Source organism: Nocardioides turkmenicus, assembly GCF_011045035.1.
Classification (GTDB): domain Bacteria; phylum Actinomycetota; class Actinomycetes; order Propionibacteriales; family Nocardioidaceae; genus Nocardioides; species Nocardioides turkmenicus.
This window is the reverse complement of sequence record NZ_JAALAA010000025.1, coordinates 17,061-31,842: the sequence shown is the minus strand read 5'-3', so window position 1 is coordinate 31,842 and position 14,782 is coordinate 17,061. Positions and strand designations below refer to the sequence as shown.

Genomic DNA, 14,782 nt, shown 5'->3' with positions numbered 1-14,782 from the left:
CATGAGCGCATCGAACCCGACCTCTTCCGGCGGCCCGATCGTCGAGGGCCCGCTCGATCCCGAGCACGACGCCACGGCGTCCCTGGCCCTCGAGCCTGACTACGTCTCCCGCCTGACCGGCCGCATCGTGGCGACCACGGGGGAGAGCCGAGAGGTCATCAGTCCGCTCAACGGGGCGCCGCTGGCGCACATCCCGCAGTCGAGCGACGACGATGTCGCCGGAGCCTTCGCCAAGGCCCGGGTCGCGCAGGAGAAGTGGGCCGCGACGCCGGTCGCCGAGCGTGAGCGCATCCTGATGAGGCTGCACGACCTCGTCCTCGACCGGCAGGACGAGATCCTCGACCTGATCGTGCTGGAGTCGGGCAAGGCCCGCAAGCACGCCTTCGACGAGCCGCTGCACATCGCGCTGACCGCCCGCTACTACGGGCGCAGGAGCAGCAAGATCCTCGACACCGAGCGCAAGCTCGGCGTCATCCCGGTGCTCACCCGGGTCGAGCTCAACCACGTGCCGAAGGGCGTCGTCGGCATCATCAGCCCGTGGAACTACCCGTTCACGATGGCGCTGTGCGACGGCCTGGCCGCGATCGCCGCCGGCAACGCGGTGGTCATCAAGCCCGACTCGCAGACCATGCTCAGCGCGCTCCTCGGCGCCGAGCTGCTGGAGGAGGCCGGGCTCCCGGAGAACCTGTGGACCGTGGTCTCCGGCCCGGGGTCGAAGGTCGGCACGAGCATCATCCAGCGCGCCGACTACGTCTGCTTCACCGGCTCGACCAACACCGGCAAGCTGGTCGCCAAGCAGGCCGCGGAGCGGCTGATCGGCGCGAGCCTCGAGCTCGGCGGCAAGAACCCGATGCTGATCCTGAAGGACGCCGACATCGAGAAGGCGGCCGAGGGTGCGACCCGCGCGGTCTTCTCCAACTCCGGTCAGCTGTGCGTCAGCGTGGAGCGGCTCTTCGTCGACGACAAGATCTACGACCGGTTCGTCGAGCGCTTCGTCGCCCGCACCCAGGCGATGACCCTCGGCGCCACCCTCGGGTGGGAGAACGACATGGGCACCCTGATCTCGCAGGCCCAGGTCGACACGGCGACCGCCCACGTCGAGGACGCCGTCTCCAAGGGCGCCCGCGTGCTCACCGGCGGCAACGCCCGCCCCGACCTGGCGCCGTTCTTCTTCGAGCCGACCATCCTCGAGGGTGTCACCCCGGAGATGACCTGCTTCGGCAACGAGACCTTCGGCCCGGTCGTCTCGATCTACCGCTTCCACAGCGAGGAGGAGGCGATCCAGCGCGCCAACGACGGCGAGTACGGCCTCAACGGCTCGATCTACAGCCGCGACACCGCTCGCGCCCGTCGGATCGCCCGCCAGATCAAGTGCGGCACCATCAACATCAACGAGGCCTTCGGTGCCACCTTCGCGAGCATCGACGCCCCGATGGGCGGCATGCGCGAGTCCGGCCAGGGTCGCCGCCAGGGTGTCGAGGGCATCCTGCGCTACACCGAGACCCAGTCGGTCGCCTCCCAGGCCGTGCTGCGCTTCGCCCCGCAGTTCGGGATGAGCGACCAGGCGTACGCCAAGTTCATGACCGCGTCGCTGCGGGTGCTGAAGTCGCTGGGCCGCGCATGAGCCGGAGTCACTACGACGTCCTCGTCATCGGATCGGGGTTCGGCGGGTCGGTCAGTGCGCTGCGCCTGACCGAGAAGGGCTACAAGGTCGGGGTGGTCGAGGCCGGTCGCCGGTTCAGCGACGACGAGCTGCCCAACACCTCCTTCGACCTGCGCAAATACCTCTGGGCGCCGGCGATCGGCTGCTACGGCATCCAGCGCATCGACATGGTCAAGGACGCCGTCATCATGGCCGGCGCCGGCGTCGGCGGCGGCTCCCTGGTCTACGCCAACACCCTCTACGAGCCGCTCGACCCGTTCTACGAGGACCCTTCCTGGAGCCACATCACCGACTGGAAGGACGAGCTGGCGCCCTACTACGAGCAGGCCAAGCGCATGCTCGGCGTCAACCTCTACCCCCACATGACCCCGGCCGACGAGGTCATGCAGAAGGTCGCGGCCGAGTCCGGCCGCGGTGACACCTTCCACAAGGCGCCTGTCGGCGTCTTCTTCGGCGGGCCGGGCCAGGTGCCCGGACAGGAGGTCGCGGACCCCTACTTCGGTGGCGAGGGCCCCGACCGGCGTACCTGCATCGACTGCGGCGAGTGCATGACCGGATGCCGCCACAACGCGAAGAACACCCTGGTCAAGAACTACCTCTACCTGGCCGAGAAGAACGGCGCGGAGGTGCACCCGCTGACCACGGTGACCCGCGTCTACCCGGCCAAGACCGGAACCGGGTACGTCATCGAGACCCGCTCCACGAAGGCCAAGCTCGGTATCGGCCGGACCCGGAAGTTCACCGCCGACCAGGTGATCTTCTCGGCAGCCTCGCTCGGCACCCAGAAGCTGCTCCACAAGCTCAAGCGCACCGGCGACCTGCCGCAGATCTCCGACCGTCTCGGCGAGCTGACCCGCACCAACTCGGAGTCGATCCTCGGTGCGATCGCGCCGGACACCGCCATCGACTACACCGAGGGCGTCGCGATCACCTCGTCGTGGCACCCCGACGAGCACACCCACATCGAGCCGGTCCGCTACGGCCACGGCAGCAACGCGATCGCGGCGATGCAGACGGTGCTCACCGAAGGTGGTCCCCGGCGGTTCCGCCGCTGGCTCAAGGAGATGTGGCTGCAGCGGCGGTCGCTGCGTACGTTCTACGACTTCAAGCACTGGTCCGAGCGCACCGTCATCGCGCTGGTCATGCAGGCGCTCGACAACTCGATCACGACCTTCCCGAAGCGGACGATCTTCGGGTGGCGGATGTCGTCGAAGCAGGGCCATGGCAAGCCCAACCCGACCTGGATCCCCGCCGGTCTCGACGCCGTGCGGAAGATGGCCGTGGTGATGAGCTCGGGGGAGAAGCCGGGATACGCCGGCGGCACGATCGGCGAGCCGTTCAACAAGCCGATGACCGCCCACTTCATCGGCGGCTGCACCATCGGCGACTCGGTGGAGACCGGTGTCATCGACCCCTACCAGCGGCTCTACGGCTATGAGGGGCTGCATGTCGTGGACGGCTCCGCGATCTCCGCCAACCTGGGTGTGAACCCGTCGCTGACGATCACCGCACAGGCCGAGCGGGCGATGGCGTTCTGGCCCAACAAGGACCAGGCCGACCCGCGTCCGGCGCTGGGAGCCGGCTACGCCCGGATCCAGCCGGTCCGGCCGACGGCCCCTGCCGTGCCCGCGAGCGCGCCGGCGGCGCTGCAGCTGCCCATCGTTGACGTTCGGTGACCAGTCTGTTGCCGGATCGATACCGACTTCGCTCGAAGTTTTCTGGCAGGAAGTTTTTAGTTGACCCGTAACCGTGGTTAAGAGGGTTCGTTGGAGTGATCAGACCCGGGATTGCTCCCTCCCTAATACATGCCGGGTCTTCAGTCCGGGACAGTGATGCCTCGGGCAATCAGGGCCCGGCCACCTCCCTCCCCGGCCGGGCCCTGGTGCATTTCGCGGGCACCGTGCCTCGTCGTTAGGATTCGTGCATGACGCAGGCTCCTGGGGCGGAAGAGCACGATCTGGTTCTCGTGGTGGACTTCGGCGCGCAGTATGCGCAGCTGATCGCCCGCCGCGTGCGTGAGGCGAAGGTCTACTCCGAGATCGTGCCCCACTCGATGCCGGTCGAGGAGATGCTCGCCAAGAACCCGAAGGCGATCATCCTCTCGGGCGGCCCGTCGAGCGTGTACGCCGAGGGTGCCCCCGCCATCGACAACAGCCTGTTCACCGCAGGCACCCCGGTCTTCGGGATGTGCTACGGCTTCCAGCTGATGGCCCAGGGCCTGGGCGGCACCGTGGACGACAACGGCGCGCGTGAGTACGGCCGCACGCCGGTCACCGTCGGCGTACCCGGCACCCTGCTCAAGGACATCCCGCCGGCCCACAACGTGTGGATGTCCCACGGCGACTCCGTCTCGCAGGCGCCCGAGGGCTTCACCGTGCTCGCGAGCACCGCGGACACGCCGGTCGCGGCCTTCGAGAACGTCGACAAGCAGCTGGCGGGCGTGCAGTGGCACCCCGAGGTGCTCCACTCCGAGCATGGGCAGAAGGTGCTCGAGCACTTCCTGTGGGACATCGCCGGCGCGCGCCAGACCTGGACCATCGGCAACATCGCCGAGGACCAGATCGAGCGGGTCCGCCAGCAGATCGGTGACCACCGCGCGATCTGCGCGCTCTCCGGTGGCGTCGACTCCGCGGTCGCGGCCGCCATCGTCGCCAAGGCGATCGGTGACCGGCTGACCTGCGTCTATGTCGACCACGGCCTGATGCGCAAGAACGAGTCGGTCGCGATCGAGAAGGCGTTCCGGGAGTCCACCGGCGCCGAGCTGAAGATCGTCGACGCCGAGAAGGAGTTCCTCGACGCGCTCGCCGGGGTCACCGACCCGGAGGAGAAGCGCAAGATCATCGGGCGCGAGTTCATCCGCTGCTTCGAGCGTGCCGAGGTCGAGATCCTCGGCGACTCCGACGAGAAGGTCGCCTTCCTCGTCCAGGGCACCCTCTACCCCGACGTCGTCGAGTCCGGTGGCGGTGCCGGCACCTCCAACATCAAGTCCCACCACAACGTCGGCGGCCTCCCCGAGGACCTCGAGTTCGAGCTGGTCGAGCCGCTGCGTGAGCTCTTCAAGGACGAGGTGCGCGCCGTCGGCTCCCAGCTCGGCCTGCCCGACGAGATCGTCCAGCGCCAGCCGTTCCCCGGCCCCGGCCTCGGCATCCGCATCATCGGGGAGGTCACCAAGGACCGGCTCGACATCCTCCGTGAGGCGGACGCGATCGCTCGCGAGGAGATGACGAAGGCCGGTCTCGACCGCGACATCTGGCAGATGCCGGTGGTGCTGCTCGCCGACGTCCGCTCTGTCGGCGTCCAGGGCGACGGCCGCACCTACGGCCACCCCGTCGTGCTCCGTCCGGTCACCTCCGAGGACGCGATGACGGCCGACTGGGCCCGCCTTCCCTACGACGTCATGGAGCGCATCTCCACCCGGATCACCAACGAGGTGAGCGAGATCAACCGGGTCACCGTCGACATCACCTCGAAGCCGCCCGGCACCATCGAGTGGGAATGAGTCGTCGACGAGGCCCGGCCGTGGACAATGTCGTCCATGACTGAGCCGGACCTCGCTCGACGACTCCTCGACGCCCATGTCGCCCACGAGATGGCGGCCATGCGTGGCGTACGTTTCCTCGATCTCGTCACCGGCGAGATCGACTTCGCGCTGCGTGCCGCCAGTGACCTGACGCTCGACCAGGTGATGCCGCGCGACCTGATCAAGGAGGTCGCGCTCAAGTACGTCAGCACCTTCCGGCTCCCGGGCGCGATCCCGGAGATCGCCGGGGCGCTCGCGACGAGGCTGAAGGCCCACCCCGCCAACGACACCCAGCTCGGCAAGGTGGTCAGCCGGCCGCGAGTCGCGGAGCTCGTCGACGCCCTCGTCGAGATGCGTACGTTGCGCCGCGAGGTCCTGCGCAGCCTCGCCGAGAACTCCGGGATCCAGGCCGGCGTCGGCACCCTGATGCGGGGCACGGCCCGGGGTGCCGTCGACACCGGACGCCGGCTCGCCGACAACCTGCCGGGAGGTGCGCTCGGCTTCTCGATCGCCGAGCGGGTCGCCGGCCGGATGGCGGACACGGTCAAGGGCACGCCGGTCGGTGCGGCCGTCGACCAGAGCGCCCGCGAGCTCGCGGAGCGGGGTGCCGGGGCGCTGCTCGGCTACCTCTCCGACACCGCCGCGAGCTCGGTCACCGACGAGGAGGTGCGCGACGCGCTGCTGGAGGTCTGGGACGCGCTCGCGACCCGGCCGGTGCGCGAGCTCGCCGACCTGATCGACGACGACCAGCTGGTCGCGCTCTTCGTCGGGATCTATCAGGTCTGGCTCGACGTCCGGGACTCCGACTACCTGCAGGCCCTGGTCGACACGGGCGTCGACTTCTTCTTCGACACCTACGGCAGCTTCACGCTCGACCGGCTCCTGGAGGAGTGGGGGCTGGGCCGCGACGACCTCGTGGAGGAGGCCCTCCGCTTCGGGCCGCCGGTGATCGAGGCGCTGGCCGAGGCGGGTGTCCTCGAGCAGCTGGTACGCCGCCGGCTGACGAGCTTCTACGACTCCGCGGAGGCGCGGGCTCTTCTGGGGTGACGCCGTGTGCGGGGCCGCCGGGGTGGGTACCGGATCCCGAGCAGTCGATCATGCAGGAGGCACGACATGGCCGAGACGATCGTCGACGACAGGCTCTGGGAGAACTTCCACCGCGCGGTGAACATGACCTCGCGCGACCTGCGGAAGTGGCTCGCCGTGCAGGGCGCGGGGGAGACGACCGAGACCGAGCCGGACCGCGCCGGAAGCGCGCTCGGGCATCGCGTCGCCGACATCCTGGGCAAGCGCCGCTCCGACCTCACCCCTGACGACGTGGACGTCATGCAGCGGGTGGTCGACAAGATCACCGACCTGCGCGGCGGCGACACCGGCCAGTGGGAGCCGACCGCGGGCGACGCGCAGTGGCGTCGTCGGCTGATGAACATCGGCCACGACCCGCTGAAGCCGTGAGCTTCTCGTGAGTGCTGCGGAGTGGGTGCCGGAGTCGCCGACGCTGGCCGACCTGCACAGCGCCGTCCAGAAGTGTCGTGGCTGCGAGCTCTACCGTGACGCCACCCAGGGCGTGATGGGCCAAGGGCCGACCCCGGCCCCGCTGATGCTGCTGGGTGAGCAGCCGGGTGACCGGGAGGACCGGGAGGGCGAGCCGTTCGTCGGTCCGGCGGGCGGCATCCTCCACGAGGCGCTCGCGGATGCCGGGATCGATCCGGAGGCGGCGTACACGACGAACGTCGTGAAGCACTTCCGCCACCGCGTCTCGGGCAAGCGCCGGATCCACCAGTCGCCCACCAGCAAGCAGGTCGGCGCGTGCGCGCCGTGGCTGGCGGCCGAGCTGGACCTGGTACGTCCCACCGGGGTCGTCCTGCTCGGCGGCACCGCCGGCAAGGCGCTGTTCGGCTCGTCGTTCCGGGTCGGCGAGGCTCGCGGCCACCTCCTCGAGTGGCCCGAGGCCATCGCCACGTCGACCCTCGACCCCTGGGTCCTCGCGACCACCCACCCCTCGGCCGTCCTGCGGGCGGAGGACGAGAGGCAGGCGACGTACGACGGTCTGGTCGCGGACCTGAAGGTCGCCGCCAAGGCCTTGGAAAAGTAGTCGACAGGCGATGTCGAGAACGTAGGTGCAGGCTCGACGCGTGGGTAAGCGCATCACCAACCCACCTTCGAGGAGATCGAGATGAGCACCAACGCACAACGAGCCGGCTGGGTCATCACCGTCCTGGTCACCCTGTTCCTTGGCTTCGACGTCGTGATCCACCTGTTCCGGGTCGAGTCCGCCATGGAGTTCAACGACAAGATCGGCGCCCCGGGCTGGTTCCCGGTCGTCTGCGGTGTCGTCCTCGGCCTGTCGCTGATCGCGTACCACGTGCCGGCCACCCGGGCGATGGGGACGGTCCTGATCACCGCCTACCTCGGCGGCGCGGTCACCGTGAACCTGGTCTTCGGGCAGCCGGCCTTCAACACCGTCTTCGCCATCGCGACCGCCGTTCTCGTCTGGGCCGGCGCCTGGCCCCGTGACGAGCGCCTGCGTGCCCTGGTCGCCGCTAACCGTGGCGCAGGCGCGTGAAGGCGCCGAGGACGGTGCGCTCGGAGAGCACCAGATAGTCCTGCAGCTCGGCCGCGGCCGCGGGTCCGCCCTGCTCGAGGAAGGTCTCGAGCAGGGCCCGGTTGCGGGTCACGAACGGCGCGTGCAGGGCCTCGGGGTTGTCGATCTCGAGGAACGCGAGCCGCAGCTCGGCGGCGATGTCGCGGAAGAGCCGCTCCAGGCGTGGGCTGTCGGCGAGAGCGACGATCGCGTCGTGGAACGCCATGTTGGCGGTGCCGACGGTGCGCCAGTCACGCGCCTCGAGGCTGGTCTCGCCTTGCTCTACCGCCTCGCGCATCGCGGCGACCGCCGGATGCAGCGGGGAGCCCGCGGCCAGGGCGGCCGGTTCGACGTAGCGGCGCGCGCGGTAGATGTCGACGACGTCCGCCACGCCGGGTGAGGCGACCGAGACCCCGCGGTGGGGGACGTGCTCGATGAGCCCCTGCTCCGCCAGCACCCGGAAGGCCTCGCGGAGCGTGTTGCGCGAGACCCCGAGCTTCTCGGCGAGGGAGATCTCCGAGAGCCGGGTGCCCGGCGCGAACTCGCCGTCGATGATCCGTCGGCGCAGGGCGTTCGTCAGGGTGTCCTCGACATCGGGCATGACCGCATCCTAGGGGAATCACATCCGCGGACAATCGAAACAGGATTTTAACGAACCCGGCTATTATTGTTGAACAATCGGTGCCATCCTGTACTACATAAAGATTGTGGCCTCGACCACACGGCCCGGATGGCAGGAGTCCCCCATGACTGACACAAGCAGCGCCGAGCGCGCGAAGAGCTTCGCGCGCTCTCGCCGAGGACCGATCCTCGGCGCCATCTTCCTGATGGCCACCTCGGCCATCGGCCCCGGCTTCATCACCCAGACCGCGACCTTCACCGCCCAGCTCGGCGCGGCGTTCGCCTTCGCGATCCTGGCCTCGATCCTGATCGACTTCGCGCTGCAGATGAACGTGTGGCGGATGATCACCGTCGCCGGCAAGCGCGCCGGCGACCTCGCCAACGAGGCCGTGCCGTTCTCCGGTCACGTCCTGGCGACGCTGATCGTGATCGGTGGTCTGGCGTTCAACATCGGCAACATCGCGGGTGCAGGCCTCGGCCTGAACGCGCTGCTGGGCCTCGACCCGAAGCTCGGTGGGCTGCTCTCGGCGCTGCTCGCGATCGGCATCTTCATGTACAAGCGGGCCGGCCGCGTCGTCGACATGGTCGTGCTCGCGCTCGGCCTGTTGATGATCGGCCTCACCCTCTTCGTCGCGATCGCGTCCCAGCCCCCTGTCGGCGACGCGCTGCGCCAGACCTTCGTGCCCGACACGCTCAACTTCGCGACCATCACCACGATCGTGGGCGGCACCGTCGGTGGCTACATAACCTACGCCGGCGCCCACCGCTACCTCGACTCCGGCCTGGTCGGTCCCGACCACGTGCCGGCCGTCCACCGCGCTTCGATGAGCGGCATCCTCGTCACCGGGATCATGCGCTACGTACTCTTCCTGGCGATCCTCGGCGTCGTCGCCTCAGGCGTCACCCTCGACTTCTCGAGCCAGGCGGCCAACCCGGCGGGTCAGGCGTTCGGTGCCGTGCTCGGTGACGCCGGCATCCGCATCTTCGGCGCGATCTTCTGGGCCGCGGCGATCACCTCGGTCATCGGCGCCGCGTACACCTCGGCGACCTTCATCTCGACCTTCTCGAAGAAGCTGGGAACGGGCTGGCCGCTGCAGGTCGCGACGGTCGCCTTCATCCTGGTCTCCCTCGTCCTCTACCTGCTGATCGGTGCGGCGCCCGCGGCTATCCTGGTCTTCGTCGGCGGCTTCAACGGTCTGATCCTCCCGATCGGCATGACGATCTTCATGTACGTCGGCTGGTTCCGTCAGCGCGACGTCCTGCACGGCTACCGCTACCCGCTGTGGCTGCTGGCTCTGGGGACGCTCGCGACCCTGCTCAGCTGGTACATGGGCATCGTCTCGATCGGCCCGATCTTCGCCTTCATCGGCATTGGAGCGTGAGAAGCATGGCAACCATCGACCTGAACTCCGACCTCGGCGAGAACGCCCCCGACCGGGTGGTCGCCGACGACGCGGCCATGCTCGGGATCGTCTCGAGCGCCAACGTCGCCTGCGGGTTCCACGCCGGCACCCCCGAAGGGATCCGTACGACCCTCGCCGATGCCGTCGCCAACGGCGTCACCATCGGCGCGCACCCCGGCTACCGCGACTACGAGGGCTTCGGCCGTCGCGCGATGGACATCGACTCGGCGACCCTGCAGGCGCACGTCGAGTACCAGCTGGGCGCGCTGCTCGGCCTGACCGCGGCGGTCGGCGGGGCGGTCCGCTACGTCAAGCCGCACGGCGCGCTCTACAACACGATCGCCCGCGACGAGCGGCAGGCGCGGGACGTGGTCGCCGCGGTCAAGGCGATCGACCCGTCCCTCGTGCTGCTCGGGCTGGCCGGCGGCGTCGTGCTCGACGTGGCCGAGAAGGCCGGGCTGGCGACGGCCGCCGAGGCCTTCGCCGACCGTGCCTACACGCCCGGCGGCGAGCTGGTCTCGCGCGCGGAGCCCGGTGCGGTCCTCCACGACGCCGACGCCGTCGCGGCCCGCATGCTGCGGCTCGCCCGCGAAGGTGTCGTCGAGGCGATCGACGGCACCGACGTGGCCGTACGCGCCGACTCGATCTGCGTGCACGGCGACAGCGACGGGGCGATCCGGATGGCCGCGGCCATCCGGGAGCTGTTCGAGGCCGAGGGCATGGTCATCGCGCCCTTCGCCGGAGCGGCGGCATGATCGCGAGCGCCAGCCAGCTGGAGGAGGCGCGCGCTGCGCGCGCCTCCTACCGGGCCGGCGAGGTCGCTCCGACGAGCGGCGTCGCCCACGGCCTGGTGCAGGCGAACCTCATCGCGGTGCCGGCCGACTGGGCTTTCGAGGTGCTGCTCTTCGCGCAGCGCAACCCGAAGCCGTGCCCGGTGCTCGAGGTACTCGACCCAGGCGCCTACGAGTCGACCCTGGCACCCGGCTCCGACCTGCGCACCGACATCCCGGCGTACCGGATCTGGCGTGAGGGCGAGCTCGTCGAGGAGATCACCGACGCCGGCGCGGTCTGGGAGGAGCAGCACCCCGACCTGGTCTCGTTCCTGATCGGCTGCAGCTTCACCTTCGAGGCGGGCCTTGCCGACGCCGGCATCCCCATCCGTCACCAGGAGCTCGGCCGCAACGTGCCGATGTACCGCACCTCGCGCGCCTGCGCGCCCGCCGGGCGCCTGCGCGGCGACATGGTGGTCTCGATGCGCCCGATCCCCGCGGACCGCGTCGCGGATGCCGTACGCATCTCCGGCCGCTATCCGGCGGTGCACGGTGCGCCGGTGCATGTCGGCGACCCGGCCTCGCTCGGCATCGCCGACCTGGCAGCTCCCGAGTTCGGCGACCCGCCCGAGGTACGCGACGGCGAGGTGCCGGTCTTCTGGGCCTGCGGGGTCACGCCGCAGGCGGCGATCATGGCCTCGCGCCCGCCCTTCGCGCTCACCCATGCGCCCGGCCACATGTTCGTCACCGACGTTCCTGATGCGGAGTATCTGGCGTGAGGCGCGTTCTCACCGCATCGGACCAGGCGCTGCTGGTCGAGGAGGAGGACCTCGAGGGCGCGATGCGGCTGCACGCGGCCCTCGTGGCCGCGCCTCCGACCGGCGTCGTCGAGCTGGTGCCCGCGGCACGGACGGTGCTCGTCCGCTTCGACCCGACGTTGGTCGACGAGGTGACGCTCGCCAAGGAGCTGTCCCGTGTCGAGGCCGTCCACGGCGGTCTCCCGACCGCGGGCTCGGTGACGATCGGCGTGCGTTACGACGGCCAGGACCTCGACGAGGTCGCCGACCTGCTCGGAGTCAGCACCGAGGAGGTCGTCGCGCGCCACACCGCCGCGACCTGGCGGGTGGCCTTCACCGGCTACGCCCCCGGGTTCGGCTATCTCGTCGGCGACGACCCGCTCTTCGACGTACCCCGCCGCTCCTCGCCGCGCACCCGCATCCCCGCCGGCTCGGTCGGGCTGGCCGGGACCTTCTCGGGCGTCTACCCGCGGGAGAGCCCCGGCGGCTGGCAGCTCATCGGGCGTACGGACGCGCCGATGTGGGACCTGCACCGGGACCCGCCCGCCCTGCTCGCGCCCGGGATGACGGTGCGGTTCGAGCGGCTCGAGCGGGAGTCGGTCATCTCGACAAGCTCGATACAACGCTCGGTGGCCGATACCGAAGACGACCGTGTTGGTCTCGACACCGGCTCGCTAGCGCTCGCCGGGCTCGACCAGCGAACCGCTGGTCGAGCCGCCGGAGCCGCTTGGCGGAGGCGTGTCGAGACCAACACATTCCCCTGTGCTGTCGAGGTCGTACGTCCCGGCCTCCAGCTCGTGCTCGAGGACCTCGGCCGCTCCGGCCATGCCGCGCTCGGCGTCTCCGCGTCGGGCACCGCCGACCGCCGCGCGCTCCGAGCCGCCAACCGAGCCGTCGGCAACGACCCCGGAACGGCGGGCTTCGAGCTCGCCGGTGGCGGGGCGGTCCTGCGCTTCACCGGCCCCGCGGTCGTCGCGGTGGCGGGCGCGCCCGCCGCGGCCACGATCGTACGCAGCGGCGGCCCGCCGCTCCCGGTCGAGCACGGCGCCGCCACCGCGCTCGAGGACGGCGAGGAGCTGCACTTCGGCTGGATCAGCGAAGGTCTGCGCGCGGTGATCGCGGTCCGCGGTGGTCTGGATCTCGAGCCGGCGCTCGGCAGCCTCTCCAGCGACACGCTCGCCGGTCTCGGCCCCGGCGACCTCGGCGGCCGCCCCTTGCGGGCTGGTGACGTCGTCCCGCTGCACGGACCCGCGGCCGCTCCGTACGCAGTCGACCCCTGTCCAGCCCCCGCCGACCCGCTGCCCGCACCCGGCGACACCGTCGACCTGCGCATCGTGCTCGGGCCGCGCGACGACTGGTTCACCCAGGCCGGCGTACGCACTCTCGTCGAGCAGGAGTGGACCGTCACGCCCCGCTCCGACCGTGTCGGCGTACGTCTCGAAGGAGCCGTCCCGCTGGAGCGCGCCGTGTCCGGAGAGCTGCCGAGCGAGGGTGCGGTGACCGGCGCCATCCAGGTGCCTCCCGACGGCCAGCCCGTGCTGTTCCTTCCAGACCACCCGCTCACCGGCGGCTATCCGATCATCGGCGCGGTCGTCGACCGCGACCTGGACCTGGCCGGGCAGCTGCCGCCCGGGGTCCGCATCCGCTTCCGACCCGTCGCGCCCGCTGCGCCGGCGGCCGAGATCCGAGGAGACTGACATGCGCAGGGTGCTCATCGCCAACAGGGGAGAGATCGCCGTCCGCGTCGTGCGGGCGGTCGCCGAGGCCGGCCTGGTGTCGGTCGCCGTCTACGCCGACCAGGATGCCGACGCGCTGCACGTACGGCTCGCCGACGAGGCGTACGTCCTCGGTGGCTCCACCGCCGCCGACTCCTACCTCAGCATCGAGTGGCTGCTGGCCGCCGCGCAGGCCTCCGGTGCCGACGCGGTGCATCCCGGCTACGGGTTCCTTTCGGAGAGCGCCGAGTTCGCGCGCGCCGTCGAGGCCGCCGGCCTGACCTGGATCGGCCCGAGCCCGGAAAGCATCGAGAAGCTCGGCGACAAGATCACCGCGCGCCGGATCGCGCAGAGCGTGGGTGCGCCGCTGGTCGCGGGCACCGACCGGCCGCTGGAGTCCGCCGACGAGGCGGTCGCGTTCGCGCGCGAGCACGGGCTCCCCATCGCGATCAAGGCCGCCTTCGGTGGCGGCGGCCGCGGCCTGAAGGTGGCCCGCGAGCTCGAGGACGTCGCCGACGCCTTCGAGTCCGCGTCCCGCGAGGCGCTGGCCGCGTTCGGCCGGGGCGAGTGTTTCGTGGAGCGTTTCCTCGAGCGTCCGCGGCACATCGAGGCGCAGGTGCTGGGCGACGGCACGGGACACGTCGTCGTGGTCGGCGACCGGGACTGCTCGCTGCAGCGGCGCAACCAGAAGCTCGTCGAGGAGGCGCCCGCGCCAGGGCTGACCGATGAGCAGCGCCGCCGCATCCACGACGCCGCCCGCGACATCTGCGCGGCGGTCTCCTACCGCGGTGCCGGCACCGTCGAGTTCCTGATGGGAGCGGACGGGGTGATCTCGTTCCTCGAGGTGAACACCCGGCTGCAGGTCGAGCACCCGATCACCGAGGCGGTCACCGGCGTCGACCTCGTCGCCGAGCAGCTGCGGATCGCCGCCGGTGAGGGGATCTCCTTCTCGGAGACGCCTTCCCCGACGGGACATGCGATCGAGCTGCGGATCAACGCCGAGGACCCGGGCCGCGGCTTCCTGCCGAGCCCCGGCGTCGTGACGGACCTGCGGGTCCCGTCCGGGCCCGGCGTGCGCTGGGACGCCGGGATCGAGGCCGGCGACACCGTGCAGAGCGCCTTCGACTCGCTGATCGCCAAGCTGATCGTGCACGCCCCGGACCGCGACCAGGCCCTCGTACGCGCCCGCCGCGCGCTCCGCGAGCTCTCGGTCGAGGGCGTCGCGACCGTCGTACCCTTTGCTCGCGTCCTGCTCGACGACCCCGCGTTCTCGACCGACGGGTTCGCGGTGCACACCCAGTGGATCGAGACCACGCTGATGCCTCGCCTCGAGACCCAGCGTCGACCCGAGCCGGCGCCCGAGCGACCGCTCCGGCGCATGCCGATCGAGATCGACGGCCGCCGGGTGATGCTCGGGCTCCCGGACGACCTGCTGCGCGGCCTCGCCGCGGGCGGACCGTCACCGGCGGAGGCCGGACAGGCGACCGCCGTCGCCGACCCTGCCGCGCTGGAGGCACCCGTTCCCGGCACACTCGTCGAGTGGCTTGTCCCCGACGGCGCCCAGGTCACCGAGGGTGAGGACGTCGCGGTCCTCGACGCGATGAAGATGGAGACTCGGGTCGCAGCCCATCGCGCGGGCGCGCTCTCCCACGGTGCCGACGTGGGTGGCACGGTCGCGATCGGGGACGTGCTCGGGAAGATCGAGTAGC

The 14,782-nt window shown here is 70.6% G+C and carries 13 protein-coding genes and 1 pseudogene; 13 read left to right on the top strand and 1 reads right to left on the bottom strand.

Features of this window, described 5'->3' with window-relative positions:
- Window position 1: 1 nt before the first annotated feature.
- The 7 genes from G5C66_RS22560 (at window position 2) to G5C66_RS22530 (ending at window position 7,749) form a co-directional block, all read left to right on the top strand.
- Window positions 2-1,624, top strand: a complete 1,623-nt coding sequence (locus tag G5C66_RS22560) for a succinic semialdehyde dehydrogenase (RefSeq protein WP_165113340.1) — start codon at window positions 2-4, stop codon at window positions 1,622-1,624.
- Entirely contained in the window at window positions 1,621-3,339 is a 1,719-nt protein-coding gene (locus G5C66_RS22555) for a GMC oxidoreductase (protein ID WP_165113338.1), read from the top strand. Before G5C66_RS22560 ends, G5C66_RS22555 begins: the two co-directional genes overlap by 4 nt.
- Before the next feature lie 248 nt (window positions 3,340-3,587).
- Window positions 3,588-5,162, top strand: a complete 1,575-nt coding sequence (guaA, locus tag G5C66_RS22550; protein ID WP_165113336.1) for a glutamine-hydrolyzing GMP synthase — start codon at window positions 3,588-3,590, stop codon at window positions 5,160-5,162.
- A 36-nt stretch (window positions 5,163-5,198) separates the two neighbouring features.
- Window positions 5,199-6,230, top strand: a complete 1,032-nt coding sequence (locus G5C66_RS22545) for a hypothetical protein (protein WP_165113334.1) — start codon at window positions 5,199-5,201, stop codon at window positions 6,228-6,230.
- Between the two features lie 66 nt (window positions 6,231-6,296).
- Entirely contained in the window at window positions 6,297-6,638 is a 342-nt protein-coding gene (locus G5C66_RS22540) for a DUF3140 domain-containing protein (RefSeq protein ID WP_165113332.1), read from the top strand.
- Between the two features lie 7 nt (window positions 6,639-6,645).
- Window positions 6,646-7,278, top strand: a complete 633-nt coding sequence (locus G5C66_RS22535; RefSeq protein ID WP_165113330.1) for a UdgX family uracil-DNA binding protein — start codon at window positions 6,646-6,648, stop codon at window positions 7,276-7,278.
- Between the two features lie 81 nt (window positions 7,279-7,359).
- Complete coding sequence (locus tag G5C66_RS22530) at window positions 7,360-7,749, top strand: DoxX family protein (RefSeq protein ID WP_165113328.1); 390 nt, start codon at window positions 7,360-7,362, stop codon at window positions 7,747-7,749.
- On the opposite strand, the gene G5C66_RS22525 is transcribed toward G5C66_RS22530, so the two are convergent.
- Complete coding sequence (locus G5C66_RS22525; RefSeq protein ID WP_165113326.1) at window positions 7,727-8,368, bottom strand: GntR family transcriptional regulator; 642 nt, start codon at window positions 8,366-8,368, stop codon at window positions 7,727-7,729. The genes G5C66_RS22530 and G5C66_RS22525 overlap by 23 nt on opposite strands.
- Window positions 8,369-8,513: 145 nt before the next feature.
- On the opposite strand from G5C66_RS22525, the gene G5C66_RS22520 reads away from it, so the two are divergent.
- The 6 genes and pseudogenes from G5C66_RS22520 to G5C66_RS22500 all read left to right on the top strand — a co-directional run bounded on the left by G5C66_RS22520 (window position 8,514) and on the right by G5C66_RS22500 (window position 14,781).
- Entirely contained in the window at window positions 8,514-9,770 is a 1,257-nt protein-coding gene (locus G5C66_RS22520; RefSeq protein WP_165113324.1) for an NRAMP family divalent metal transporter, read from the top strand.
- 5 nt (window positions 9,771-9,775) lie between these two features.
- On the top strand, window positions 9,776-10,546 hold the full coding sequence (locus G5C66_RS22515; protein WP_165113322.1) for a LamB/YcsF family protein: 771 nt from the start codon (window positions 9,776-9,778) through the stop codon (window positions 10,544-10,546).
- Complete coding sequence (locus tag G5C66_RS22510; protein WP_165113320.1) at window positions 10,543-11,340, top strand: putative hydro-lyase; 798 nt, start codon at window positions 10,543-10,545, stop codon at window positions 11,338-11,340. The genes G5C66_RS22515 and G5C66_RS22510 overlap by 4 nt, the downstream gene beginning before the upstream one ends.
- A pseudogene (locus tag G5C66_RS26605) lies at window positions 11,337-11,939 on the top strand (5-oxoprolinase subunit B family protein); the annotation flags it as partial. The gene G5C66_RS22510 and the pseudogene G5C66_RS26605, both read left to right, overlap by 4 nt.
- Window positions 11,922-13,055, top strand: coding sequence for a 5-oxoprolinase subunit C family protein (locus G5C66_RS22505; RefSeq protein ID WP_206444457.1), 1,134 nt, complete (start codon window positions 11,922-11,924; stop codon window positions 13,053-13,055). The pseudogene G5C66_RS26605 and the gene G5C66_RS22505, both read left to right, overlap by 18 nt.
- Before the next feature lies 1 nt (window position 13,056).
- Window positions 13,057-14,781 carry an acetyl/propionyl/methylcrotonyl-CoA carboxylase subunit alpha gene (locus tag G5C66_RS22500; RefSeq protein WP_165113318.1) on the top strand — a complete coding sequence of 575 codons (1,725 nt, stop codon included), beginning with the start codon at window positions 13,057-13,059 and terminating at the stop codon, window positions 14,779-14,781.
- The last annotated feature ends 1 nt before the right edge of the window (window position 14,782 follow it).

Coding starts and splice junctions, on each gene's coding strand:
- G5C66_RS22560 (WP_165113340.1), top strand. CDS start 2: ATGAGCGCATCGAACCCGACCTCTTCCGGCGGCCCGATCGTCGAGGGC.
- G5C66_RS22555 (WP_165113338.1), top strand. CDS start 1,621: ATGAGCCGGAGTCACTACGACGTCCTCGTCATCGGATCGGGGTTCGGC.
- guaA (WP_165113336.1), top strand. CDS start 3,588: ATGACGCAGGCTCCTGGGGCGGAAGAGCACGATCTGGTTCTCGTGGTG.
- G5C66_RS22545 (WP_165113334.1), top strand. CDS start 5,199: ATGACTGAGCCGGACCTCGCTCGACGACTCCTCGACGCCCATGTCGCC.
- G5C66_RS22540 (WP_165113332.1), top strand. CDS start 6,297: ATGGCCGAGACGATCGTCGACGACAGGCTCTGGGAGAACTTCCACCGC.
- G5C66_RS22530 (WP_165113328.1), top strand. CDS start 7,360: ATGAGCACCAACGCACAACGAGCCGGCTGGGTCATCACCGTCCTGGTC.
- G5C66_RS22525 (WP_165113326.1), bottom strand. CDS start 8,368: ATGCCCGATGTCGAGGACACCCTGACGAACGCCCTGCGCCGACGGATC.
- G5C66_RS22520 (WP_165113324.1), top strand. CDS start 8,514: ATGACTGACACAAGCAGCGCCGAGCGCGCGAAGAGCTTCGCGCGCTCT.
- G5C66_RS22515 (WP_165113322.1), top strand. CDS start 9,776: ATGGCAACCATCGACCTGAACTCCGACCTCGGCGAGAACGCCCCCGAC.
- G5C66_RS22510 (WP_165113320.1), top strand. CDS start 10,543: ATGATCGCGAGCGCCAGCCAGCTGGAGGAGGCGCGCGCTGCGCGCGCC.
- G5C66_RS22505 (WP_206444457.1), top strand. CDS start 11,922: ATGACGGTGCGGTTCGAGCGGCTCGAGCGGGAGTCGGTCATCTCGACA.
- G5C66_RS22500 (WP_165113318.1), top strand. CDS start 13,057: ATGCGCAGGGTGCTCATCGCCAACAGGGGAGAGATCGCCGTCCGCGTC.